The sequence below is a fragment of the Pseudomonas sp. MYb2 genome, assembly GCF_002979955.1.
Classification (GTDB): domain Bacteria; phylum Pseudomonadota; class Gammaproteobacteria; order Pseudomonadales; family Pseudomonadaceae; genus Aquipseudomonas.
The window spans coordinates 387,423-412,381 of the sequence record NZ_PCQC01000001.1 but is presented as its reverse complement, the minus strand read 5'-3'; the positions used below and the strand labels follow the sequence as shown (position 1 = coordinate 412,381).

General features: G+C 59.1%; 23 protein-coding genes. 9 read left to right on the top strand and 14 right to left on the bottom strand.

Annotated features, from left to right (window positions below; genetic code table 11):
- Positions 1-65 precede the first annotated feature (65 nt).
- Entirely contained in the window at positions 66-1,253 is a 1,188-nt protein-coding gene (cfaB, locus tag CQ009_RS01935) for a C17 cyclopropane fatty acid synthase CfaB (protein WP_105704721.1), read from the top strand.
- A gap of 31 nt (positions 1,254-1,284) precedes the next feature.
- On the opposite strand, the gene cls is transcribed toward cfaB, so the two are convergent.
- Entirely contained in the window at positions 1,285-2,724 is a 1,440-nt protein-coding gene (gene cls, locus CQ009_RS01930) for a cardiolipin synthase (RefSeq protein ID WP_105704720.1), read from the bottom strand.
- Between the two features lie 131 nt (positions 2,725-2,855).
- On the opposite strand from cls, the gene CQ009_RS01925 reads away from it, so the two are divergent.
- Positions 2,856-3,374, top strand: coding sequence for a DUF3617 domain-containing protein (locus tag CQ009_RS01925; RefSeq protein ID WP_034152149.1), 519 nt, complete (start codon positions 2,856-2,858; stop codon positions 3,372-3,374).
- A 112-nt stretch (positions 3,375-3,486) separates the two neighbouring features.
- Here CQ009_RS01925 and CQ009_RS01920 read toward each other — a convergent pair whose 3' ends face one another.
- From CQ009_RS01920 to folE2, 6 genes are read right to left on the bottom strand one after another with little or no spacing between them, the layout of a single operon-like run.
- Positions 3,487-4,818 carry a dihydroorotase gene (locus CQ009_RS01920; protein WP_105704719.1) on the bottom strand — a complete coding sequence of 444 codons (1,332 nt, stop codon included), beginning with the start codon at positions 4,816-4,818 and terminating at the stop codon, positions 3,487-3,489.
- Positions 4,819-4,821: 3 nt separating this feature from the next.
- The gene (locus tag CQ009_RS01915) at positions 4,822-5,382 is read right to left on the bottom strand and encodes a DapH/DapD/GlmU-related protein (protein WP_105704718.1); all 561 of its coding nucleotides are present in this window, start codon (positions 5,380-5,382) and stop codon (positions 4,822-4,824) included.
- Entirely contained in the window at positions 5,379-6,254 is an 876-nt protein-coding gene (locus CQ009_RS01910; protein ID WP_064389644.1) for a metal ABC transporter substrate-binding protein, read from the bottom strand. The genes CQ009_RS01915 and CQ009_RS01910 overlap by 4 nt, the downstream gene beginning before the upstream one ends.
- A gap of 11 nt (positions 6,255-6,265) precedes the next feature.
- The gene (locus CQ009_RS01905; RefSeq protein WP_064389643.1) at positions 6,266-7,132 is read right to left on the bottom strand and encodes a metal ABC transporter permease; all 867 of its coding nucleotides are present in this window, start codon (positions 7,130-7,132) and stop codon (positions 6,266-6,268) included.
- On the bottom strand, positions 7,132-7,800 hold the full coding sequence (locus CQ009_RS01900; RefSeq protein ID WP_105704717.1) for a metal ABC transporter ATP-binding protein: 669 nt from the start codon (positions 7,798-7,800) through the stop codon (positions 7,132-7,134). The genes CQ009_RS01905 and CQ009_RS01900 overlap by 1 nt, the downstream gene beginning before the upstream one ends.
- Positions 7,797-8,693: a GTP cyclohydrolase FolE2 gene (gene folE2, locus CQ009_RS01895; protein ID WP_105704716.1), complete on the bottom strand. Its 897-nt coding sequence runs from the start codon at positions 8,691-8,693 to the stop codon at positions 7,797-7,799. The genes CQ009_RS01900 and folE2 overlap by 4 nt, the downstream gene beginning before the upstream one ends.
- An 84-nt stretch (positions 8,694-8,777) precedes the next feature.
- Here folE2 and CQ009_RS01890 point away from each other — a divergent pair, with 84 nt between their 5' ends.
- Entirely contained in the window at positions 8,778-9,980 is a 1,203-nt protein-coding gene (locus tag CQ009_RS01890; protein ID WP_105704715.1) for an N-acetylmuramoyl-L-alanine amidase, read from the top strand.
- Here CQ009_RS01890 and CQ009_RS01885 read toward each other — a convergent pair.
- Entirely contained in the window at positions 9,977-10,354 is a 378-nt protein-coding gene (locus tag CQ009_RS01885) for a glutamine synthetase (RefSeq protein WP_105704714.1), read from the bottom strand. The two genes, CQ009_RS01890 and CQ009_RS01885, sit on opposite strands and share 4 nt — an antisense overlap.
- 220 nt (positions 10,355-10,574) lie before the next feature.
- On the opposite strand from CQ009_RS01885, the gene zigA reads away from it, so the two are divergent.
- Both zigA and CQ009_RS01875 read left to right on the top strand, forming a co-directional pair.
- On the top strand, positions 10,575-11,780 hold the full coding sequence (gene zigA, locus CQ009_RS01880) for a zinc metallochaperone GTPase ZigA (protein ID WP_105704713.1): 1,206 nt from the start codon (positions 10,575-10,577) through the stop codon (positions 11,778-11,780).
- Positions 11,780-12,424 (top strand): DUF1826 domain-containing protein, encoded by a 645-nt coding sequence (locus CQ009_RS01875; RefSeq protein ID WP_105704712.1) that lies wholly within the window; start codon positions 11,780-11,782, stop codon positions 12,422-12,424. Before zigA ends, CQ009_RS01875 begins: the two co-directional genes overlap by 1 nt.
- A gap of 4 nt (positions 12,425-12,428) precedes the next feature.
- On the opposite strand, the gene CQ009_RS01870 is transcribed toward CQ009_RS01875, so the two are convergent.
- Positions 12,429-12,785 (bottom strand): hypothetical protein, encoded by a 357-nt coding sequence (locus CQ009_RS01870; protein WP_064389636.1) that lies wholly within the window; start codon positions 12,783-12,785, stop codon positions 12,429-12,431.
- Between the two features lie 29 nt (positions 12,786-12,814).
- On the opposite strand from CQ009_RS01870, the gene CQ009_RS01865 reads away from it, so the two are divergent.
- A complete protein-coding gene (locus CQ009_RS01865; RefSeq protein WP_105704711.1) occupies positions 12,815-13,780 on the top strand; it encodes a GTP-binding protein in 966 nt (321 codons plus the stop codon).
- A 34-nt stretch (positions 13,781-13,814) separates the two neighbouring features.
- Here CQ009_RS01865 and CQ009_RS01860 read toward each other — a convergent pair whose 3' ends face one another.
- A complete protein-coding gene (locus CQ009_RS01860; RefSeq protein ID WP_064389782.1) occupies positions 13,815-14,228 on the bottom strand; it encodes a DUF3301 domain-containing protein in 414 nt (137 codons plus the stop codon).
- A 117-nt stretch (positions 14,229-14,345) separates the two neighbouring features.
- Between CQ009_RS01860 and pdxY the strand changes: the two genes are divergently transcribed.
- Positions 14,346-15,218, top strand: coding sequence for a pyridoxal kinase PdxY (pdxY, locus tag CQ009_RS01855; protein ID WP_064389634.1), 873 nt, complete (start codon positions 14,346-14,348; stop codon positions 15,216-15,218).
- A gap of 104 nt (positions 15,219-15,322) precedes the next feature.
- On the opposite strand, the gene CQ009_RS01850 is transcribed toward pdxY, so the two are convergent.
- Positions 15,323-15,805 (bottom strand): acyl-CoA thioesterase, encoded by a 483-nt coding sequence (locus CQ009_RS01850; protein ID WP_041073853.1) that lies wholly within the window; start codon positions 15,803-15,805, stop codon positions 15,323-15,325.
- 279 nt (positions 15,806-16,084) lie between these two features.
- Here CQ009_RS01850 and CQ009_RS01845 point away from each other — a divergent pair, with 279 nt between their 5' ends.
- Positions 16,085-17,848, top strand: coding sequence for a cation:proton antiporter (locus tag CQ009_RS01845; protein ID WP_105704710.1), 1,764 nt, complete (start codon positions 16,085-16,087; stop codon positions 17,846-17,848).
- A gap of 21 nt (positions 17,849-17,869) precedes the next feature.
- Here CQ009_RS01845 and CQ009_RS01840 read toward each other — a convergent pair whose 3' ends face one another.
- From CQ009_RS01840 to uvrD, 3 genes are all read right to left on the bottom strand, one after another.
- On the bottom strand, positions 17,870-18,277 hold the full coding sequence (locus tag CQ009_RS01840; protein ID WP_008078852.1) for an SMI1/KNR4 family protein: 408 nt from the start codon (positions 18,275-18,277) through the stop codon (positions 17,870-17,872).
- Between the two features lie 139 nt (positions 18,278-18,416).
- Positions 18,417-19,292: a Tim44 domain-containing protein gene (locus CQ009_RS01835; RefSeq protein WP_064389632.1), complete on the bottom strand. Its 876-nt coding sequence runs from the start codon at positions 19,290-19,292 to the stop codon at positions 18,417-18,419.
- A 299-nt stretch (positions 19,293-19,591) separates the two neighbouring features.
- Entirely contained in the window at positions 19,592-21,775 is a 2,184-nt protein-coding gene (gene uvrD, locus CQ009_RS01830; protein ID WP_064389631.1) for a DNA helicase II, read from the bottom strand.
- A 257-nt stretch (positions 21,776-22,032) separates the two neighbouring features.
- On the opposite strand from uvrD, the gene CQ009_RS01825 reads away from it, so the two are divergent.
- Positions 22,033-24,903 (top strand): bifunctional diguanylate cyclase/phosphodiesterase, encoded by a 2,871-nt coding sequence (locus CQ009_RS01825; protein ID WP_064389630.1) that lies wholly within the window; start codon positions 22,033-22,035, stop codon positions 24,901-24,903.
- The last annotated feature ends 56 nt before the right edge of the window (positions 24,904-24,959 follow it).

Genomic DNA, 24,959 nt, shown 5'->3' with positions numbered 1-24,959 from the left:
AGCCTGCTATTTTTCCAGGATGGTCTACCCTCAGATCTGACGGTCTGAAACAAGGGGGATTTTCCATGCTCGCGCAACTTCCACCGGCCTTACAGAATCTGCAGCTGCCGCTTCGCCTGCGACTCTGGGACGGCCATGAGTTCAATCTGGGGCCGACGCCCAGCGTCACCATCGTGGTCAAGGACCCGCAGATGGTCACCCAGTTCACCCACCCAAGCCTTGATGCGCTGGGAGCGGCATTCGTCGAAGGCAAGCTTGAACTGGAGGGCTCGATCAGCGAAGTCATCCGGGTCTGCGACGAATTGAGTAATGCATTGCTCGGCGACGATGACGACAATCAGCCGGTGCGGGCCTTGCACGACAAGGAAACCGACGCCAAAGCCATTTCCTACCACTACGACCTGTCCAACGCGTTCTACCAGCTCTGGCTGGACAGCGACATGGCGTATTCCTGCGCGTATTTCGAAACGGGCAGCGAATCCCTCGAGCAGGCGCAACAAGCCAAATTCCGTCATTTATGCCGCAAGCTCCGTTTGCAGCCGGGCGACTATCTGCTGGATGTCGGTTGCGGTTGGGGCGGGCTGGCGCGGTATGCCGCGCGAGAGTTCGGGGCGAAAGTCTTCGGCATCACCCTGAGCAAGGAACAACTGGAACTGGCGCGCGAGCGAGTCAAAGCCGAGGGCCTGGAAGACCAGATCGAACTGCAACTGCTCGACTATCGTGATCTGCCCCAAGACGGGCGCTTCGACAAGGTGGTTAGCGTCGGCATGTTCGAACACGTCGGTCACGCCAATCTGGCCGAGTACTGCAAGACCCTGTTCGGCGCGGTGAAGGAGGGCGGGCTGGTGATGAACCACGGCATCACCGCCAAGCACACCGATGGCCGTCCGGTGGGACGCGGTGCCGGGGAATTCATCGAGAAGTATGTGTTCCCCAACGGCGAGTTGCCGCACCTGTCGATGATTTCAGCGGAGATCAGCGAAGCGGGGCTGGAGATTGTCGACGTCGAAAGTCTGCGCCTGCACTACGCGCGCACGCTGGATCACTGGAGCGAGCGGCTGGAGGACAACCTTGAAGCCGCGGGCAAACTGGTGCCGGATCAGGCCCTGCGCATCTGGCGTTTGTACCTGGCTGGTTGCGCCTACGCGTTTGCGCGCGGCTGGATCAATCTGCACCAGATCCTCGCGGTCAAGGCGCACGCGGATGGCAGCCATGAACTGCCATGGACGCGGGACGACATCTATAACCCATAAGCGGCTTCCCTCTCCATGTGGGAGAGGGCTTTCAGAGAATCGGTGAAATCAGCCGGGCGATCCGCATGCCGAGTTGTTGCAGGCGGTGGATCTCCCGGCTTTCTTCTTTGGCGACTTCATAGGCTTGCTCGAAATCCTGATTGAGCATCTGTTCCACGCTGGCAGCGAAGTCGCTGTCGACCGTCAGCAGCATCACTTCGAAGTTCAGGCGGAACGAGCGGTTGTCCAGATTGGCACTGCCGATGGCGCTGATTTCGCTGTCGATCAACACCACTTTCTGATGCAGGAACCCGGGTTCATAGCGGAACACGCGCACGCCTGCACGCACCGCTTCAAAGGCATAAAGGCTGGAGGCGGCATAGACGATGCGGTGATCGGGGCGCGATGGCAGCAGCAACCGCACATCGACGCCGCGCAGTACCGCCAGTCTCAGCGCGGCGAACACCGCTTCATCGGGGATGAAATACGGGCTGGTGATCCACACCCGTTCGGTCGCCGCATGGATCGCCTCGACGAAGAACAGCGAGCAGGTTTCGTAGGCGTCTGCCGGGCCGCTGGCAAGCAGTTGGCAGAGCACGCCGTCGTCAGGGTATTCATCAGGCAGGATCAGCGGCGGCAGGGTGCGTGCGGCCCAGAACCAGTCTTCGGCGAACGACTCCTGCATGCACGCCACCACCGGGCCACGGACTTTGACGTGGGTATCGCGCCACGGTGCCAGCGGTGGTTTCTCGCCCAGGTATTCGTCGCCGACGTTATGCCCGCCGACAAATCCCACCACGCCATCGACCACGACGATTTTGCGGTGATTACGGAAATTGACCTGAAAGCGATTGAGCCAGCCGCTGCGTGTAGCGAAGGCTTTCACTTCGACGCCGCCATCGCGCAGTGTCTGCACATAACTATGGGGCAGGGCGTGGCTGCCGATGCCGTCGTAGAGCAAGTGAATCGAGACGCCTGCGGCGGCTTTCTTCAGCAGCAAATCGCGCAGGCGTTGGCCAAGTCGATCGTCGTGGATGATGAAAAACTGGATCAGCACGGCTTCTTTCGCCTGATCGATTGCCTGAAAAATCGCATCGAACGTGGCGGTGCCGTTCACCAATAGCTGCACTTCATTGTTGGCCAGGCACGGCATCCGCCCCAGTTTGGGCATTGCGCGTAACGAGGCGTAGGCACTGGAGGCGCGCGCGGTGAGGGCTTCTTCCACCCATGGGCGCCAGTTCAGTTCGGAGATCGCCTGACGCATTTGTTCGTTGGCCTGGCGCCGTGCCTTGATATAACCATCGAAGGTGCTGCGACCGAACACCAGGTACGGAATTAGCGTGAGGTAGGGAATGAAGATCAGCGACAATGCCCAAGCGATCGAGCCTTGAGCTGTGCGCACGGTGAGCACCGCATGAACGGCGGCGATCAAGCCGAGGGTATGTATCAGGGCGATCAGATAACCGAAAATGTGCGGTCCAAAATAATCCATGGGGCAGCCTTGCTCCGGAAGATTCAATGCTTAACAGACCATGTTCTGTCGCGAATGTCGCTATTTAATTGGTGCATGAACCGAAGCAACCGGCCGACGTCTAACGGCCACTACTGATCAGGAGTTTTTCGATGAACGTTCGTCTGCTGGGTTTGGCGCTGGGCCTGGGTTTGGCATTGCCGGTGGTTGCGCAGGCGCAGATGCTGCAGCCGGGGCTGTGGGAAATGACATCGAGCAACGTCAAGGTCGATGACCAGCCGATGGATGTGCAATCGATCCTCGGCCAACTGCAAGGCCAGATGACCCCGCAACAGCGCGCGGCGCTGGAGAAGAACGGGATCAATATCGGCGGCAAAGGTATTCGCGCGTGTCTGACGCCCGAACAGGTGGCGACCAACGATATCCCGCTGGCCGATCCGCAATCGGGCTGCAAACAGCAGATCACCGACCGCACCGGCAACCAGTGGAAATTCCGCTTCAGTTGCCCGAAAGCGCAGGGCACCGGGGTGGCGACGTTCCTCAGTGATCGCGAGTTCACCACCGTGGCCAACGGCACGTTCAACGCGATCGGGATCAATCAGAAGGGCAGCCTGGAAACCCGTGCTGTCTGGCTGGGCCAGGATTGCGGCGCCGTTAAACCCCGCGCCTAAAACATCCCCTGTAGGAGCTGCGGCACGCTGCGATCCTTTGATCTTGATGATAAAAACAGGATCAAAAGATCGCAGCCTCGTTGCACTCGTCAGCTCCTACAGGGTTTTTGAATCAGCGCATAAATCTTAGCGCCAGCCCGCGACACCCCTCGTTCACCCGACCCTCCCGCCAGGCAATCTGCCCCGACACAATTGTCACACTCACCCGATGCCGAAAGCTGCGCCCGGCAAACGGCGTCCATCCGCACTGCGACAGAATCGGTTGCCGATCAACTTTCATTGTCTGCGGCTCGACCAACACCAGATCCGCCCAATACCCTTCGCGCAAATAACCCCGATCCGGAATTGCAAACAGATCCGCGACGCGATGGCTGGTCTTTGCCACCAGCGTCGTGATTGGCAGAACACCGTCTGCGACCAGCTCCATTAATGCCGGCAAAGCATGCTGCACCAGTGGCAACCCAGAAGGCGCCTGCGAATAAGGGCGCTGCTTTTCTTCCCGGGTATGCGGCGCGTGATCGCTGCCGATGACATCCAGCCGGTTGCTGTTCAATGCTTCACGCAGGGCATCGCGATCAGCTTGGGTCTTGATCGCCGGATTGCATTTGATCAGGTTGCCGAGGCTTGGATAGTCGCGATCATCGAACAGCAAATGGTGCAGGCAGACTTCAGCGGTAATGCGTTTTTGCGCCAACGGTTTGTCCTCGAACAATGCCAATTCGCGCTCAGTGGTGAGGTGCAACACATGCAGGCGCGTGCCGTGACGTTTGGCGAGTTCCACTGCCAATGAAGAGGAGCGATAACACGCCTCGGCATTGCGGATCATCGGGTGAGCGGCTGGCGGGATGCGCTCACCGAACAGCTCGCGCAGATTGGCCGCGTTGGCGTCGATGCTCGGTGTGTGTTCGCAGTGAGCCAACAGAATGGTCGGCACCCCGGCAAACAGTCGCTCAAGGATCTGCGGATCATCCACCAGCATGTTGCCGGTCGAGGCGCCCATGAACACTTTCACGCCGGCCACTTCGCACGGATTGAGTGCGGCTACCGTGTCGAGGTTGTCTCGACTTACGCCAAAGTGAAAGCCGTAATTGGCCACTGAGTTGATCGCCGCCCGGCGCTTTTTATCGGCCAATGCTTCGAGGGTGAGAGTGGCCGGGTTGGTGTTGGGCATGTCCATGAAACTGGTAATGCCGCCGGCAACTGCCGCGCGCGACTCGGTGTGAATGCTGCCCTTGGCCGGGGCACCCGGCTCACGAAAATGCACCTGGTCATCAATCATCCCCGGCAGCAGCCATTGGCCTTTCGCGTCGATTTCCACCGTGGCGTTTTCGCCTTCGATACTGCGCGCGATCTTGACGATGCGCCCGTTGCTGACCAATAGATCAGCGTCGAATTCGCACCCTTCGTTGATCAGCCTGGCGTTGCGAATCAGCACGCTGCTCATGGTTCAGAACTCGTTCTGCAAGGCTTTGTAGCCACGCACCAGATCGACATTGGTGCGCGCCACGTCTTCGGAAAACTCCGAGGCGCTGACGCTCACTGGCGGGAATTGCGAGAGGTCGGTGTTCGGGCCGATGCGGGTGGTGGAGGGCACGTAAAACGCGTCGGGCAAATCCCGGCCATCGACCACCGAGTTGTGCCGCACTACACAGCCGTCACCGACCACGCAGTTGAACAACACGCTGTTGAAACCGATGAACACGCGATCGCCGACCACGCACGGGCCATGCACGATCGAGCGGTGCGCGATGGATGTGAATTCGCCGATGGTGACTGCCGCGCCGGATTTGGAGTGAATCACCACGCCGTCCTGGATGTTCGAATTGGCACCAATGGTGATTGGCTCCATTTCACCCGTGGCGTCCACTTCGTCTGCGCGAATGACTGCGTAGGGGCCGACGAAGACGTTCTCGCCAATCACCACTTTGCCGCAGATGATTGCGGTTTTATCGACGTAGGCCGACTCGGCGATTTGCGGTAAATCGCCTGAAGGATTCTTGCGGATCATGGTCGGCTCAGCGCGTCGTATAGGGTGTCGAGGTTGTATTCGAACAGGCCAGTGAAAGTACTGGCCGGACCATTCGTGGCGAGGGCATCCGAGTACAGCGTACCGCCGATGTGTGCGCCGCTTTCATCGGCAATCTGTTTGAGCAGACGCGCATCCTTGATGTTTTCCATGAACACCGCTTTGACCTTGGCCTGGCGAATCTGCGTGATCAGCGCAGCGACTTCGGCGGCCGAGGGTTCGCGCTCGGTGGACAAACCTTGGGGCGCCATGAAGTCAATGCCATAGGCCTGACCGAGGTAACCAAACGCATCATGGCTGGTGACGATCTTGCGGTTGCCCGGTGGCAACGAACCGAGTTTGGTTTTGGCTTCGGCGAGCAAGGCGTAGATCTGCTTCAGATAGGCTTTGCTGTTACGTTCGTAGTCGGCCTTGTTCGCCGGGTCGGCAGCGGTCAGTGCCTTGGTGATGTTGGCGACGTACAACTCGGCATTCGCCAGGTTGTGCCAGGCGTGCGGGTCGGGAACGGTTTCGCCGTCCTCATCCAGTGATCGGGGAATCACGCCATGGCTGGCACTGATGACGGTGGCTTTGGTCTCGGTGCTGGTCACCAGTCGATCCAGCCAGGGCTCGAAACCGAGACCGTTCTTGATGATCAATTTTGCGCCAAGCAACGCTTTGGCATCGTCCGGTGTCGGCTCGTAGGTGTGAGCGTCAGCGTCCGGGCCGACCATGTTGGTGATCTGAATATGCTCACCGCCGACTTGATGCACCATGTCGGCGAGGATGCTGAAGCTGGTCACCACCGGTAATTTTTCCGCCGCCGACAATGACATCGACAGCATCAAGCTGAACAACACGAGTAGAGCGCGCATCGGGAAACACCTCATTGGGATGTGAGCAAAGGCGGGCGGCGTAACAAACCGTGAACCGGCCCGAACACCACCGACAGCAGATAACCCACGCCCGCGACCAGCACGATGGCCGGGCCGCTTGGCAGCGAGTAATAGAACGACAGCAGCAAGCCGAACCAGACCGAGAGAGAACCGATGACCGTGGAAATCGCGATCAGCATCGGCAGACGACGGCTCCAGAATCGCGAAGCGGCAGCGGGGAGCATCATCAGTCCAACCACCATCAGCGCGCCGATGGCCTGGAAACCGATCACCAGATTGAGCACCACCAAAGTCAGGAATACGCCGTGGGCAATTGGGCCGAGGCGGCTGACGGTTCGCAGGAACAGCGGGTCGAGAGTGTCCAGTAACAGTGGTTTGTAGATCAGCGTCATGGCGATCAGACTGAATCCCGAAACCCACAACATGCCGGTGAGCGTCGGGCCGTCGACAGCCAATGCCGAGCCAAATAGCAGATGGAGAAGGTCGAGGCGTTTGCCGGCGATACCCAGAATCAGCACGCCGCTGGCGAGGGAGATCGGGTAGATCGCAGCGAGGCTCGCGTCTTCGCGCAGACCGGTGCGGCGGGTAATCCAGGCAGCAAGACCAGCCATGCTCAGGCCGGCGCCGAGACCGCCGAATGTCAATGCGGGGAGACTCAGACCAGCAAACCAGAATCCCAATGCGGCGCCCGGGAGGATGCCGTGGGCCACTGCGTCTCCAATCAGGCTCATCCGTCGCAGGATTAAAAACACACCCAATGGCGCCGTGCTGCAGGCCAATACCAAACCACCCAGCAGGGCGCGGCGCATGAACACGAACTCGTTGAACGGTTGCCATAAGTGGACGGCGGCGAGCATCAGGCGACCTTTGTGTGTGAGGTTTGCTGGATCAATTCAACGCTGGCGCCGTACACGCATTCGCGGTTTTTGATCAGCAAGGTTTGTGGAATGTGTTGGCGCACGGCAGCGAGGTCGTGGCAGACGACGACGAGTGTTCGGCCTTCGTTGTGCCAGGCGTGGAGGTGTTGCCAGAGCAGTTGCTGGCCAAGTTCGTCGAGGGCGGCGTGGGGTTCGTCGAGAAGCAGGACGGGGGCGTCGGTCAGACTCAAGCGAGCGAGCAAGGCGCGCTGTAACTCGCCGCCTGAGAGGGCTATGAGTGGGCGTCGTTCGAGGCCGCTCAGGTGCCAATTATCCAGTGCGTCTTTGAGGCGTTGTGCGCGCAGTTGAGTTGAGAGTCGGCGTCCCCAGAAACCGGCAGCGATCAACTCTTCAAGGCTGATGGGGAATTGGCGGTCGAGATGCTGTTGCTGGGGGAGGAATGACAATCCGCTTTGGCGTGGAACACTCAGACTGACTCTGCCCGCCAAAGGTTTTTGCAGCCCTGCAATGACTTTCAAAAGACTGCTCTTGCCGCAGCCGTTGGCGCCGATGATGGCCGTGAGGCTGCCGCTTTCTAACTCAAGATTCAGGGTGGCAGTGAGCGGTTGGCCCGGGGCGCCCCAGCTCAGGGATTGGCAGCGGATCATGCTTGCTCACGCTGCCAATGGCTTTCGGCGACGGCGTCGTGGGCGTGCAGACTTTCGGCGTGGATAACTCGCAGGTGGAATTGATTAACTCCGGGTGTGCGGCGAAGTGCGAGATTTAACCGGCGGGCGGCATCTTCGCAGAACATCAGGTTTTGCCCGTTGGCGAGGGCGAAGGCTTGCTCATCCGCACGTTTCACGGCGGTTTGAACGGCGGTGCCGAGTGCCGCTTCGGCGTCATTGATGATTACGCTCAGTGGTAACTCGTCGACGAACTCGTCGAGGTGTAGATGCAGCTCAGCGGTGCTGCGTTGGCTGTGAGGCGTAGCGACGATGCCTTGAGTGGAGCCGAGCCAAGCCAGAACGTCCGCATGTTGAAGGTCTTTGTTGGCGAAGTCGTCGATGAATTGTTGCTGGATCAACTGTCGCGCCAAGGCAGCGGAGCAGGGGCAAGTTGAGGAATAGGGCACTTCGATTTTGAGTTCCACGTGGAACATCTTGTTTTTCAGGCTGGCCGAAATGGTCGTGGGGTAGGACTTCCAACCCGCCAATGGACTGATCAATGCAGGTCTTTTGAGCAGCAGATCGGTGTGAATATTCAGATAGGCACAGTTGGATAGATCTTCATGGCTGTCCAGAAAACGCTTGAGGACCTGGTGCAGTAGAGCAGGGGAAAGGCTCTGTTGTTCAAGCGCTTCCAATGCCAGATAAAGTCGCGACATATGAATGCCCCGTGCCTCACCGTTATCAAGACTAACCCCCGCATCAGCCTTGGCAGTCAAACGTTGGCCTTCCAACAAAACAGGCAATGCGATGCCATGCATGCCCACCCATTCGAGTGGTAGGGCTTGGCGAGCGGACTGCGCGGCGATATCCGGGAGTGTCAGCGAATTCATGTTCAGGACCATCGTGTTAATTGAATTGGATGTTACATTATAACAATTCAAACCACGATGCCTTTTTCATGAACAGGCTTTCATATGCACAGACGTCATTTGCTCAACCTGATTCTGGCCAGCGCGGCTTTTACTCTTCCCTTCAGTGCTTGCGCCACGCAAATTCGCAGCGCACGACTTTGGCGCTCAGATAAAAAGCTACGACTGGTCTTCGATTTGACTGAGCCCGTGCACTACAAAATCTTCACCCTCAGCGCTCCAGAGCGGCTGATCATTGATGTGTCAGGTGCAAGCTTGAACGGTGATTTCAGTCACTTGGCGCTTAATGGCACAGTCATTCGCTCAATTCGATCCGGGCCCTTTGGTCAAGGAGATACGCGGATTGTGCTCGATCTGAGCAATCCGGTACTGCCGAACAGCTTCCTTTTGGCGCCGCAGGATGGCCAAAGTCATCGTTTGGTTCTGGATCTGGTCAACGAAAAATCTGCACCGACTGCGCCAATGGTTCCACGTGAAACACCCACAATCGGCATTCATCCGAAGCGCGACATCATCGTTGTCGTCGACCCAGGGCATGGAGGAAAGGATCCTGGCGCAGTCGGCGCCAAGGGCGAACGAGAAAAGGATGTGGTGCTCGCCATCGCTCAGCTACTCGCCAAGCGCCTGAAAAAAGAGAAAGGATTCGACGTGAAACTGGTGCGCAATGACGACTTTTTTGTCCCTCTGCGCAAGCGTGTGGAGATTGCCCGTCAGCACAAGGCGGACATGTTCATCTCGGTGCATGCCGACGCGGCGCCACGGCTGACGGCTTCGGGAGCCTCGGTGTATTGCCTGTCTGAAGGTGGCGCGACATCGGCCACGGCGCGTTTTATGGCTCAACGAGAAAACGGCGCGGATCTGCTCGGTGCTACCAGTCTGCTCAATCTCAAGGATAAGGATCCGATGCTTGCCGGGGTGATCCTCGATATGTCGATGAGCGCGACAATTGCTGCGAGTTTGCAGCTTGGTAACACGGTATTGGGAAGTCTGGCTGGCATCACCACCCTGCACCAGAAACGCGTGGAACAAGCTGGATTTGCAGTGTTGAAGTCGCCAGACGTACCGTCGATTCTGGTGGAAACCGGCTTCATTTCCAACGTGCGCGACAGTCAGCGACTAGTTACTGCTCGACATCAACAAGCCGTGGCAAACGGCTTATTCGAAGGTTTGCAGCGTTATTTCGAAAAAAATCCACCGATCGACAGCTATCTGGCTTGGCAGCAGGAGCAGCAGATGGCGCGGGTCTAGCATCCGTTCAGGCGGCTACAAGTGAACTTCGCGCTGCTGCCGCCCGAGCTGGAAAAGCGGTTGATGGTCGTCCAGCCCACGCGTCGGGTATAGCCAACCCACGCTTCACCGTCCGAAGCGATGCCCGTGAAAAACGTCAGTTGACCGAAACGGCTGTTGGTTTGCGCCCAATAACGCTGACCATTCTTTTCAAATCCACGCAGGTAAAGGGTGGTGCCGACGGTGTTGACGCTGTATGCATTGCCATCGGCATCCACACACGCGAGCAGGTTGGCGCTGCGGGTGCAGGTCGCGAGTGGCGGTAGCTGCGCCCATGCGTTGCCGAACATCAACATGCCGAGGCCCAGCAGGGAGCATTTCAGCGCAGTTTTCATCACGATTTCCGAGGTGGAGTTGGCTCAGCCTCCTGCGGTTTGTCGCTCAGGACAAGGGAAGGGCTGGTTTATTTATGCTGTTATATTATAACATAAAACTTAACCAAGCCTGAGCGGGCCGATTTTCAGCGTTTTCCTTCAGCGAAGCCTCGTGAGAAGCGCATAAACGCCAAGCGCTAGTAAAAGCGCCAATCGGCTGCCCTTCCAAGAGGATTATCCAATGTCAGCCGAATTGCCTGTGACCGTACTTTCAGGATTTTTGGGCGCCGGAAAAAGTACACTTTTGAATTACGTACTACGTAATCGCCAAGGTCTTCGTGTAGCGGTCATCGTTAATGATATGAGTGAGATCAACATCGATAGCCGCGAAGTTCAGCGCGATGTCAGCTTGAACCGCGCAGAAGAAAAAATCGTCGAGATGAGCAACGGCTGTATCTGCTGTACGTTACGTGAAGACTTACTCGAAGAAGTCAGCAAACTCGCCCGTGAAGGTCGTTTCGACTATTTGCTCATCGAATCCACCGGGATTTCCGAACCGCTGCCCGTTGCAGAAACCTTTACCTTCCGCGATGAACACGGCCAAAGCCTCTCTGACATCGCACGTCTCGACACCATGGTTACTGTAGTCGACGGTGTGAACTTCCTGCCGGACTACCAGGCGGCGGAAAGCCTTGCCTCCCGAGGCGAGATGCTTGGCGAGGAAGACGAGCGCTCCATCACCGACCTGTTGATCGAACAGATCGAGTTCGCCGACGTGCTGTTGATCAGCAAGATCGACCTGATCAGCCAGCCCGAGCGTGAAGAGTTGATCGCCATCCTCAAACGCCTCAACGCTCAAGCCGAAATCATTCCGATGGTGATGGGCGAGGTGCCGCTGGAGAAGATCCTCAATACCGGTCGTTTCAACTTCGAGAAAGCCGCGCAAGCACCGGGCTGGCTGCAGGAGTTGCGCGGTGAGCACGTACCGGAAACCGACGAATACGGCATCGCCTCGACGGCCTACCGTGCGCGCCGCCCGTTTCATCCGCAACGTTTCTTCAACTTCATCGATCGCCCATGGCTGAACGGCAAGCTGCTGCGCTCCAAAGGTTTCTTCTGGCTGGCGAGCAAACCTAGCGACGCTGGTAGCTGGTCGCAGGCCGGCGGCTTGATGCGCCACGGTTTTGCAGGGCGCTGGTGGCGTTTCGTGCCGAAGAACCAGTGGCCTCAGGATCAGGAAAGCACTGCTGCGATCATGGAGAACTGGACGCCGAGCGTAGGAGACTGCCGTCAGGAGCTGATTTTCATCGGGCAAAACATCGATTTCCTACAGCTCTCCGACGAACTGGATGACTGCCTGCTCACCGATGAAGAAATGGCGCTCGGCGTAGAGGGTTGGCGATTGCTGGTGGATCCGTTCGGCCCTTGGCATGAAGAGGCTGCCTGATGCTAGCCCTGAAACTGCAGCAAGACCGTACCCGCCATCAGCATCAAGGGCCGACGCCAAAGACGCTGACGCGAATTCTGGACGACGACACCAACCTTGCCGTGTGGCAGCGGCAACTGCCGTTGCACATCAGCGAATTCGCTCAGTTATTGCTGTCGCTCAACGAACCCTTGGCGGAATCGGTATGTCTGGAGTTGGTGAGCGAGGACGCCGAACCGGACCTGACCGGGTTGGCTTCAGGCTTCCGTGATCTGGAAGGCTATGAAGGCTTTATTGCCGACCTGAAATGGCTGGTCAGCGCCTTTGCCTGTTTGCTGGGAGCCAAGCGGATCGGCCTGCGCCTGCGGGTGCTCGATAAAGCCATGTGTCCGCGTTTCCATGTCGATCACGTGCCCGTTCGGCTGATCACCACGTACGCCGGCGTCGGCAGCCAATGGCTCAAGGAGGGCGTGATGGATCGCCAGCAACTGGGGCAGGCCAACGCTGAGCCCCACGCGCAAATTCAGCAACTCGGCAGTGGCGATGTCGCGCTGTTGAAAGGCGAAAAATGGCACGGAAATGAGGGTTTCGGTCTGATCCACCGTTCGCCACAACCGGCTGCGGGCCAACGTCGTTTGATACTGACCCTCGACTGGCTTGGCTAGCGTCTCAAGGCTTGAGCCACGAACCCTGACTCTGGCCTTCACAATACGGCTGCAAATACGCCGCATCGGTGGCGACGCCGTAGTAGTGGATGTCCTGGCGATAAGGCATATTGGCGACTTGCGCGTTGCTGCACACGCCAAACGCACCGCTGGGGCACTTATCGACGTATTGCACCTCGACTTTCTGCCCGGCCAGCGTTGGCTGGCAGAAGCCGTCGTTGAACAGTTTCTGCGGAATATTGCGGTTCTGCTGACAGACTTTGACGTCGAGCCGCTCGCCCTGACTGTGCACCACGCAAGCCTGTGCCCACGCTTCACTCGACAGCAGCGTCAACAGCAACGACCATCCCATCCAACGCATCTTTGCATCTCCCAAGAAAGCTTCCCGCCATGTTGCAGAACATTCCTACCCATGTCATTGCTGGCCCTTTGGGCGCCGGCAAGACCAGCCTGATTCGCCAGCTCATGGCCCAGCGGCCAGAAGGTGAGCGCTGGGCGGTGCTGATCAACGAGTTCGGCCAGATCGGCCTCGACGCCGCACTGCTGACCAGTGACGCCGATGGTATCGCACTGGGCGAAGTGGCCGGGGGCTGCCTGTGTTGCGTCAATGGCGCGCCGTTTCAGATCGGCCTCGGGCGTTTGCTGCGCAAGGCGAGACCCGATCGGCTGTTCATCGAACCGTCCGGACTGGGGCATCCGGCGCAATTGCTCAAACAGTTGAATGAGGCGCCATGGCTGGGTGTACTGGCAGCGCAGCCGTGTGTGCTGGTGCTGGATGCTCAGGCGCTTCAGGCGGGGAAAGCGCTGCCGGCAGCACAGCGGGAAGCGTTGGAAGGCGCAGGCCTGTTGCTGTTGAACAAGGCTGAAAACCTGGATGACACGGCCCGGGCAAGAATCGCCAGCCTGTTGCCGGCAGTCCCGCTGATCTGGACGCAACAGGCGCAGCTATCGCTCAGCGAACTGCCGGGCCTCGCCGCAAAAGCGGTCAGCGGTGTGGATAACCTGGCCGTGCCCAGGGGCTTAGGACAAACGCCCGCTGTCTGGAGCGATCCGACGTTGCCGATCTGCCTGAGTCAGGCGCAGGAGGGTGGCTGGAGCATTGGTTGGCGTTGGCATCCGGAGCAGATATTCGACAAGCAATGCATTGCTGACTGGCTGACCAGCCTCAATTGGCAGCGGGCGAAACTGGTTATCCACAGCGCGAAGGGCTGGGTGTCTGCGAATGCCCTGGATAATGCCGAATTGAGTTGGCAGGCGAGCGAATGGCGAAAGGATTCGCGGATTGAGCTTATCTTCGTCGATCCGCAAAACATCGATGAGCTGCAGCGGGGTTTGCCGGGGTGTCGGGAAAGTTAGAGCAAAAGATCGCAGCCTGCGATCTTTTGATCCTTCAAGGCTTCCACTTGGTATGTTCCTGCCGCCACTGACTCAGCTCAATGACTTCGGCGCGCGGCTTGTGCACTTCAACCACCGGCGGCGTATCGTCAAACGGAGCCGGGTAGGGCGCCAGTTCGATCTGCGCACTGTGCGCGCCAAACTGGGTGATGGTGCCGTTATGTCGGGTTTCGCCGGTCACGGTGAATTCGAAGTTGTACACCCGCGCCAGTCGCCGGCGGCCATTGGCGTCCTTGATGAAACCGATCTTCTTCAGTGCAACGTTGCCGTCGAGTAACTCCACGCGCACGTTCAGACAATGCTGTTTGACCCGCTCCAGCGCCCGCTCGCGCAAGCCGTGGTTGTGCCATAGCCACGCGCCGGCAGCGGCGAACAGCATCAGCACAAAGATGTTTTCGAGGGTCAGCATCAACATCAAACTCCAAAAGATAACGTCAGCTTAACTGCGTCGCCGGTCTGTCGTACAGGCTGCGTTTCGTCGCATACTGCGCGGCTTGAATTTCAATCGTTTTACGGAATGCCCCGAATGAAACGTACGCCTCATCTGCTCGCCATTCAGTCCCACGTCGTGTTCGGCCACGCCGGCAACAGCGCGGCGGTTTTTCCGATGCAGCGGGTCGGGGTCAATGTCTGGCCGCTCAATACCGTGCAGTTTTCCAACCACACCCAATACGGCCAGTGGGCTGGCGAAGTTCTGGCACCGCAGCAGATTCCCGAACTGGTCGAAGGCATCGCGGCAATTGGCGAGCTGGGCAACTGCGATGCGGTGCTGTCCGGTTACCTCGGCAGCGCGGCTCAGGGCCGGGCGATTCTCAGTGGCGTGCAGCGCATCAAGTCGGTCAATCCCAAAGCACTTTATCTGTGCGATCCGGTGATGGGCCACCCGGAGAAAGGCTGCAGCGTACCGACCGAAGTCAGTGATTTCCTGCTGGAAGAAGCGGCGGCCGTGGCGGACATCATGTGCCCGAACCAGTTGGAGCTGGACAGCTTCTCCGGGCGCAAACCGCAGTCGCTGTTCGATTGCCTGGCGATGGCGCGGGCGCTGCTGGCGCGTGGGCCGAAAGCGGTGCTGGTCAAGCATCTGGATTACCCGGGTAAACCGGCAGATGGTTTCGAGATGTTGTTGGTAACGGCTGAAGGCAGCTGGCATCTGCGCCGTCCGCTGCTGGCTTTTCCGCGTCAGCCGGTGGGTGTAGGCGATCTGACCTCTGGCCTGTTTCTGGCGCGGGTGCTGCTGGGCGACAGTCTGGTGGCGGCGTTCGAATTCACGGCGGCGGCGGTGCACGAGGTGTTGCTGGAGACTCAGGCCTGTGCCAGTTATGAGCTGCAGCTGGTGCGAGCGCAGGATCGGATTGCGCATCCGCGGGTGAAGTTCGAAGCTACTGCAATCAGTTTGTAATACCGCGTTGAATCCAATCGCGAGCAGGCTCACTCCTACAGGGAAACGCATTCCAATGTAGGAGTGAGCCTGCTCGCGATAGCGATTTCTTAACGCTACAAATCTCAGGCGTCGCCCTTGATCTCCTGATACCGCTTCTCCAGCTCCTGACGAATCTGCCGACGCTGCTGCGCCTGCATATAACGACGCTTGTCTTCGCTGTTCTGCGGTTGCAGCGGCGGTACGGGGGCCGGCTTGCGCTGGTCATCCACCGCGACCATGGTGAAGAAGCAGCTGTTGGTGTGGCGCACCGAGCGCTCACGGATGTTCTCGGTCACCACTTTGATGCCGACTTCCATCGACGTGTTGCCGGTGTAGTTGACCGAAGCGAGGAAGGTCACCAGTTCGCCGACATGAATCGGCTCGCGGAAAATCACCTGATCCACCGACAGGGTCACCACATAGCGGCCGGCGTAACGGCTCGCACAGGCGTAGGCCACTTCGTCGAGGTATTTGAGCAGGGTGCCGCCGTGGACATTGCCAGAGAAGTTGGCCATGTCGGGGGTCATCAGTACCGTCATCGACAGCTGGGCGTTTCCGGGTTCCATAACGTTCTCACGGATCAAGGCTGATTTCTGGAAGCACCTCTACGGGTGCCTGGTCGCTTTTCGAAAGCACCGTTATCGGGACGCCGGGCGACTGGCCGCCGTCACGCCGGAATCGATCTGTTTCCATATATTGCACCGCCTTCCAGGCGGAAGTCGCGGTGTTAACCTGCAAAAGCCCCTCTCAAGGGCAATTCCCACACGAAAAGCGGATTTTTACTTCGCTCGCTCAGACTTTTCTGACGTCTGACTGCGAGCCTCGTCATTCAAGGAGCCCACGCCATGCATGCCATCAGTTTTATTCAGGATCTGGCAGTGATCATGTTGGTCGCGGGTGTGGTGACCGTGTTGTTCCACCGTTTCAAACAGCCGGTGGTGCTTGGCTATATCGTCGCCGGTTTCATTATCGGTCCGCACACGCCGCCGTTCGGCCTGATCCACGACGAAGAAACCATCAAGACCCTCGCCGAGCTGGGGGTGATTTTCCTGATGTTCTGTCTGGGGCTGGAGTTCAGCCTGCGCAAGCTGTTCAAGGTCGGCGCGACGGCGTTTATCGCGGCGTTCCTCGAGATCGTCCTGATGATCTGGATCGGCTACGAAATAGGCCGTTGGTTCGACTGGAACACCATGGACTCGCTGTTCCTCGGCGCGATTCTGGCGATTTCCTCGACCACCATCATCGTCAAGGCACTCAATGACCTGAAGATGAAGAACGAGCGTTTTGCGCAGCTGATTTTCGGCGTGCTGATCGTCGAAGACATCCTCGGCATCGGCATCATCGCGCTGCTCTCAAGCATCGCCGTCAGCGGTACGGTCAGCTCCGGCGAGGTGTTCTCCACGGTCGGCAAGCTGTCGCTGTTCATGATCGTTGCGTTGGTCATCGGCATCCTGCTGGTGCCGCGTCTGCTGGCTTACGTGGCCAAATTCGAAAGCAACGAGATGTTGCTGATCACTGTGCTGGGCCTGTGTTTCGGCTTTTGCCTGCTGGTGGTCAAGCTTGAATACAGCATGGTGCTCGGCGCGTTCCTGATCGGTGCAATCATGGCCGAGTCGCGGCAACTGCTGAAGATCGAACGTCTGATCGAGCCGGTTCGCGACTTGTTCAGCGCGATCTTCTTCGTTGCCATCGGCCTGATGCTCGACCCGTTGATCCTTCTCGAATACGCGTGGCCTATTGCGGTGATCACCGTCGCCGTGGTACTCGGCAAGATGTTGTCCTGCGGCCTTGGGGCGTTTATCGCCGGCAACGACGGACGCACCTCACTGCGCGTGGGGATGGGGCTGTCACAGATTGGCGAATTTTCCTTCATCATCGCCGCGCTGGGCATGACCTTGCAGGTCACCAGCAACTTCCTCTATCCGGTGGCTGTGGCCGTTTCGGTGATCACCACGCTGCTGACGCCGTACCTGATCCGTGCGGCGGATCCGCTGTCGATCAAGCTGTCGGCGGCAGTGCCCAAGCCTCTCGGTCGAGTCCTCGGCATGTACGGCGAATGGCTGCGCAGCATTCAGCCGCAAGGTGAGGGCGCGATGCTGGCGTCGATTATCCGCAAGATCCTGCTGCAGGTCGGGGTGAATCTGGCGCTGGTGATTGCGATCTTCTTCGCCGGGGCGTATTTCGCCGAGCGCATTTCACTGTGGCTGCAGGACTGGATCAGCGATCCGAGCTGGCAGAAGGCGTTGATCTGGGGTGGAGCGTTGCTGCTGTCGTTGCCGTTTTTGATAGCGGCATATCGCAAGCTCAAGGCGCTGTCGATGCTTCTGGCAGAGATGGGCGTAAAGCCGGAGATGGCGGGGCGGCACACGCAGCGAGTGCGCCGGGTGATCTCCGAGGTGATCCCGATTCTCTCGCTGCTGGTGATTTTCCTGCTGTTGGCAGCCCTGTCGGCCAGTATCTTGCCGACCAACAAGTTGCTGATGCTGATCGCCGTGGTGGCGGCCGCCGTGGCGGCGCTGCTCTGGCGCTGGTTTATCCGCGTGCACACGCGGATGCAGGTGGCGCTGCTGGAAACCCTCGACAACCACAAGGAGTCGTCGGGGCATTGACCCGCCGGGGCGTTTGGCCGATCAGCTTTCCAGCCAGACGTCCCGCGCCCAGTGCCATACCGATTCCCAGGATTCTTCGGTGATCAGCTCTTCTTCGCCGGACCACAGCACCACGGTGCCGTCTTCTTCGACGCAGTAGTAGTTTTCACCGTCCTGGCAGATCGGGATCAGGTCACGCGGTACGCCGATGTCCCACGCATTGGCCGCAACGTCCGGCAGATAGGTGTGCGATTGCGGGTCTGTGACGGTCACCGGCTCCAGGCTGCCGTACACCACGTCGCTGACGGTCAGCAAAAACTCTTTGAAGACGAAGGGAATGTTGATGAAGAGTTCTTCTTCGACTTCCACCAATTGGTCTTCGTCAGGCAGTTCCAAAGGAACCGGCACGGGTTCGTTGGCTTCACGCAGTTGTTCGATGATTTCTTCCACGTCCGGGATCCTCTTGCTTGAATGGCGCGGTTTATATGGGCCGGTTTATACAGTAGCTCGCTATAGATGCAACCGCGAAATAGAAAACCCCAGCCGAAGCTGGGGTTTTTTATGACAGCAAGTAAAGCGTGCGAGGGGATCAGCCGTTCTGGCGGATACCGGCGACCAGCCAAGGCTGGTTCTCGCCCTGCGGACGTTCCATGTTCCAGCTTTCGCTGAACACTTCGCCCTGGTCGAAGCGCGAAGACTTCGACACACCGTTGAAGGTCAGGGTGGCGATGGTCTTGTCGGCACGGTCATCCACGCCATCCAGTTGCACCTGGAGGTTGTCGATGTAGGTCGACTGGAACGCGTCGCCCAGATCCGCACGCTCACGCTTGAGGAACTCGAGCATTTGCGGGGTCACGAACTCGGCGATCTTGTCCATCTCGTTGGCGTCCCAGTGCTGCTGCAGCGACTGGAAGTGGCTACGCGCAGCTTCTAGGAAGCTCTGCTCGTTGAACCAGGCCGGCGCGTTGATCACCGGACGAGCGGCAGCAGGCGCAGCCGAACCGCCGAAGATCGAACCCATGGCAGCAGGCTTCTGCTCGAACACTTCACGCTGCATCGGCGCGCCGGCCGGAGCGAATTGCTCCTGCTGCTTGCGTCGACGTGCGGCGATGAAGCGGAAGATCACGAACGCGATCACAGCCATGATCAGGATGTCGAAGATCTGCATGCCCTGGAAGCCGCCGCCCATGAACATGGATGCGAGCAGGCCACCCGCAGCGATACCGGCCAGAGGGCCGAGCCATTTCGAAGCACCGCCGGCCTTGGCTGCAGCGCCTGCGGCACCGGCAGCACCCGCGGTTGCAGCGGCGCCGCCCACGCCTGGAGAAGAAGGAGCCATCTGGCTGGTCTGGTGCGTCGGCGCAGCGCCGGCGCTTTTGCCACCACCAAAGCGCTTGGCGTTGGCGTCGAGGCTCATCGTCAGGCCGATGCACAACGCCATGGCGATGCTAAGAAAACGTTTCATAAAGGGAATTCCCGTTTGTGGAGACACGCGCGCCATGTTGCACAGCTGAAGTGTTACTGGCTAGCGAGAGAGTGTTTCGGGCTTTTGCCTGACAGGTTGCGTTCAGCTTCGCGAGGCAATCAGCCTATGTACTTTTGTCTGTAGGAAAAGGGGATTGGTTCAGAGAGATTCGTAGCGCAGAGCCACGAACCCTGTAGGAGTGAGCCTGCTCGCGATGACGGAGTGTCATTCAACCAATCTATTGAATGACCAACCGATATCGCGAGCAGGCTCACTCCTACAAAAAAGCGAAATCGGCTTTAGATCGCTTCCAGCTTGGCGTAGCCGAGCATCAGCCACTTGCTGCCTTCGCTGAAGTTCACCTGCACCCGCGCCTGCGCACCGGCACCTTCGAAGTTGAGAATCACGCCATCACCAAAGATCGAATGGCGTACCGCCTGACCAAGACTGAAACCCGTTTCCGGAATTTCGCTGCCGCTGAACAGGTTGCTGCCGCTCATCGACTGGTTACCGCCGAACGGACGGCTGACGCTGTTCGACAAACGCACTTCCTGAATCAGGCCTTTCGGTACCTCGCGTACGAAACGCGAGACCTTGTTGTAGGTTTCGCTGCCATAAAGGCGACGGGTTTCCGCATAGGTCATCACCAGATTCTGCATCGCCCGGGTGATGCCGACGTAAGCCAGACGGCGTTCTTCCTCAAGACGCCCCGGTTCTTCCAGGCTCATCTTGTGCGGGAACAGGCCTTCTTCCATGCCCACAAGGAACACGTAAGGGAATTCCAGGCCTTTGGCGCTGTGCAGGGTCATCAGCTGAATGCTGTCTTCGTGCTCGTCGGCCTGAGTGTCACCAGCCTCCAGCGAAGCGTGGCCGAGGAACGCCGCCAGTGGCGTCAGCTCTTCGTCTTCTTCGGTGTTCTCGAAGTTGCGCGCGGCGCTGACCAGTTCCTCAAGGTTTTCCACCCGGGCCTGGCCTTTCTCGCCTTTTTCCGCTTCGTGGTAGGCAATGAGGCCCGACTGCTCAATGACGGTTTGCGTCATCAAATGCAGCGGCATTTCCATGCACTTGGCGGCGAGGTTTTCGATCAGTTCGATAAACGCACCCAACGCACCGGCCGCGCGACCGGTCAGGCCTTTGTTGGCGACCAGTTGGCGCATCGCTTCCCACATCGACACATCGCTGTGGCGGGCGTGATCGCGGATCGCTTCGACAGTTTTCTCGCCGATGCCACGGGCCGGCACGTTGATCACCCGTTCCAGCGCTGCATCGTTGCCGCGACCTTCGAGCAAACGCAGGTAGGCCATGGCGTTCTTGATTTCCGCACGCTCGAAGAAGCGCTGACCACCATAGATTCGATACGGAATACGCTCACGCAGCAACGCTTCTTCCAGAACGCGTGATTGGGCGTTGGAACGGTACAGAATCGCGATATCGCTGCGCGCCAAGCCGGTTTTCAGCGCGCTTTCGATGGTTTCGACAACGTAGCGTGCTTCGTCGTGTTCGTTGAACGCGGCGTACAGATTGATTGCTTCGCCGTCGCCGCCGTCGGTCCACAGCTCTTTACCGAGGCGGCCGGTGTTGTTGGCAATCAGGGCGTTGGCAGCCTTGAGGATGCCAGCGGTGGAGCGGTAATTCTGCTCCAGACGAATGGTCACCGAATCGGCGAAGTCGGAAGAATACTGATGAATGTTTTCGATCTTCGCACCACGCCAGCCGTAAATCGACTGGTCGTCGTCGCCGACCACCATCAGACTGTCGCCGCCCTTGCCGAGCAGGCGCAACCAGGCGTACTGCACGGCGTTGGTGTCCTGGAACTCGTCCACCAGAATATGGCGGAAGCGCTTCTGGTAGTGCGCCAACAGGCCCGGATGGTCGCGCCACAAGTCGAGGGCGCGCAGCAGCAGTTCGGAGAAATCGATCACGCCGGCACGCAGACACGCTGCCTCGTAGGCTTCGTAAATGCCGCGCATGGTCGCCAGGTACAAATCACCGCTGGCCTGAATGTGTTGTGGACGCAGGCCTTCGTCTTTCTGGCCGTTGATGAACCACTGTGCCTGACGGGCTGGCCAGCGTTGCTCGTCCAGGCCCAGTTCGCGGATCACCCGCTTGACCAGCCGTTGCTGATCGTCGCTGTCGAGAATCTGGAAAGTCTGGCTCAGGCCCGCTTCCTGCCAGTGCGCCCGCAGCAAGCGGTGCGCGAGGCCGTGGAAGGTGCCGACCCACATGCCAGCCGGGTTGATGCCCAGCAACTGCTCGATGCGGTGACGCATCTCGGCAGCGGCCTTGTTGGTGAAGGTCACCGACAGGATGGAGTGGGGCGAGGCGTTTTCGACCTGGATCAACCAGGCGATACGGTGCACCAGCACTCGGGTTTTACCGGAGCCAGCACCGGCCAGGACCAACTGACGGCCAACGGGGGCCGCTACGGCCTGGCGTTGGGCATCGTTGAGGGAGTTCAGCAGAAGGGAGAGATCATCGCGCATCGGGGCATTCTAGGGTGCGCCGCAGGCCCGGGCAAACCGAGCTTTGCATTAGCCGATGAAACTCCTGTCGATGACGACCGGTCGGTCACTGCCTACAGGCATCGGCCCGCCGCGCTCCAAGGGTTTCGCAGGTGGTAAAGGGCGGAAAAGTTTCGCTGAAATTATGATCAGGAGCAGTTTGGCAACGGGATCGGCTTGTGTATGCTCCGTCCACGTTTCGGGCGCACGCCCTCCTTATAAGAACAAGAACGTTGCCCATGACCCTCAGCGCCGAACTGTCGGGCCCCTCTGTGGAACCCCGGGTTATCCGCAAGCACTATGCCGTCGAAATCGCGGTCGAGCGCACGCGCCTGCTGTATCAAGGCTCGTTGTTGCCCACTCTGTTCATGTTGATCAATGGTCTGGTCTGCGCCGCTTTGCTCTGGAGCCCGCAGCGCTACTTCGTGGTCAGCGTCTGGCTGGTGTGGTTGCTGTCGCTGGTGGCGTTGCGGGTGATTCAGGTGGCGGCATTCGACTCGGCAATCCCTGACCGGCAGGCACAACCGATCTGGCGGCGGATGTTTCTGCTGGGTTCGACCATGACCGGCCTGACCCTGGCCGGTGCCGGCATCGCCTTGGTGCCGGCCGACAACTTCATCCAACAGGCTTGGGTGTTCGGCCTGATTGGCGCCGCAACCCTGTCGGCCAGCGTTGCCTACGCGGTGAGCCTGCCAGCGTTTCTCTCCTTTACCTTGCCCTGTCTGTTGCCGGCGATCGGCTACCTGTTCTGGGGTGGCGACGAACAGGCACGCGGTTGGGGCTGGCTCGGCTTGATCCTGCTCGGCTCGCTGAGCGTGGTCGCATGGCAGGTCAATCGGCTGATCGATCGCGGTTTACTGCGACGTTTCCAGAACCAGCACCTGATCGAACACTTGCAGCAGACCCAGTCACGCAGCGAGCAACTCAACCAGGAACTCGCCAGGGAAATCGAACATCGACGCTGTGCCGAGGGCAAGCTGCGTGAAGCTCAGGTAGAGCTCGAAGACCGCGTCGCCCAGCGCAGCCGTGAACTGGACGCAGCCAATCAGGCCCTGAGTAAAAGCGAAGCGCGGCTGGCGCTGGCGTTGAAGGCCAGTGAGTTGGGGCTGTGGGACTGGAACCTGCAAACCGACGAAGTCCACCACACGCAGATTCAGGAACTGTTCGGCCTCGCTCCGGAATACGTCACGGCGCTGTTGCGCGACCTCAAGCCACGTCTGCATCCCGACGATGTCCCGACGCTGAAATACGCGCTGATAGAACATTTGAAAGGGCGTACCGAGGACTATCAGATCGAATACCGTGTGCGTCACAGCGATGGCCATTGGGTGTGGATCGAAGACCGTGGCCGTGCGGTTGAGCGCAGCGACAGCGGTCGAGTGATCCGCATGGTTGGTACCCGGCGCGACATCAGCGCCAACAAAAGCCTGGAAGAACAGCAGCGCCTGGCGGCGACGGTGTTCGAGGCGGCCAGCGAAGGCATCGTGATCCTCGATCCGAACTATGCGCTGATCGCGATCAACCAGGCCTTCAGTCGTGTCACCGGTTATGACATCGAAGACATGCTCGGGCGCAACGTCGTCGAATTGCCGTGCAGTCGCGATGCCCGCCGCCATTACGTGGCAATCCGTCATGCCTTGGAGCAGCACGGCAGTTGGCAGGGCGAGTTGGTGGAAACGCGCAAGAACGGCGAACTGTATCCGCAATTGCTGCAGTTGAACGCGGTGCGTGACGGTCGGGGAAATGTCAGTCATATCGTTGGCTTCTTCGCCGATCTGTCGGCACGACGCGAATCCGAAGAGCGCATGCGCTATCTGACCCATTACGACGAACTCACCGGTCTGGCCAACCGCTCACTGTTCCGCGAACGCTTGCATGAAGCGCATCAGCGTTCGCGTCAGGGCCGTCGCAGTCTGGCGCTGCTGCACATCAATCTGGATCGCTTCAAACTGCTCAACGACAGCCTCGGCCATGAGATTGCCGACCAGTTGCTGCAGAAAATGGCGCGACGGCTGGTCAACGCTTTACCGGAAGCCGACACCATTGCCCGATTGTCCGGTGATGAGTTTGCGGTGCTGTTCGATGCCTACGGCAACCTGTCGAGTCTGGCCCGGGTCGCCACGCGGTTGTCGAGCAAGTTGCGCCTGCCACTGACGGTCGAAGGGCATGAGTTGGTGGTCAGCGCCTCAATGGGCATCAGCATGCTGCCGGACAATGCCCGAGAAATTTCCGCGCTGGTCAGCCAGTCGAACATGGCCATGCAACACGCCAAACACTTGGGCGGTAACAACTTCCAGTTTTACACCGACAGCTTGCAGGCCAGCACCCTTGAGCGCTTGCAGCTGGAAAATCAGTTGCGCAAAGCCATCGAGGAAAAGCAGCTGAAGGTGTTCTATCAGCCCAAACTGTGTCTGGAATCGGGACGGCTGAATGCCGCCGAAGCGCTGGTGCGTTGGGATCATCCGACCATGGGCCGAGTACCACCGGGAGATTTCATCGGGCTGGCCGAGGAAACCGGACTGATCGGGCCGATCGGCGAGTTTGTCCTGCGCCAGGCGTGTTGGCAGGCGTGCGAATGGCAACGTCAGGGGCTTGCGCCGATCCGCGTTTCGGTGAATCTGTCGGTGCATCAGCTGCGTCAGGGCAAACTGGTCAGTCTGGTGCGCCAGGTGTTGGAGGAAACCGGGCTGGCGCCGCACTACCTTGAGCTGGAACTGACCGAAAGCCAGTTGCTCGACAGCGTTGAACACATCATCGCCACTTTCCAGCAGTTGCGTGATCTGGGGGTGAAACTGGCCATCGACGACTTCGGCACCGGCTATTCGTCGCTGAGTTACCTCAAGCGCATTCCGGTGGATTACGTGAAGATCGATCAGGCGTTCATTCGTGGATTGGGCGAGGGCAGCGAGGATGCGGCGATTACCCGGGCGATCATCGCCATGGCCCATGGCTTGTCGCTGAAGGTGGTGGCGGAAGGTGTCGAGCGCCAGGATCAGCTGGAGTTTTTACGCGTCGAGCGTTGCGATGAAGTACAAGGCTATCTGATCAGCCGTCCGGTGGAGGCTGCCGCGCTGGCCGGGCTTTTGCGCGAGCAGGAAAAACCGTTTTAAGGGCTACATGCAGCTCATCGCGCCTGATATGGGGACATGGAGTTACGCATTGAGCA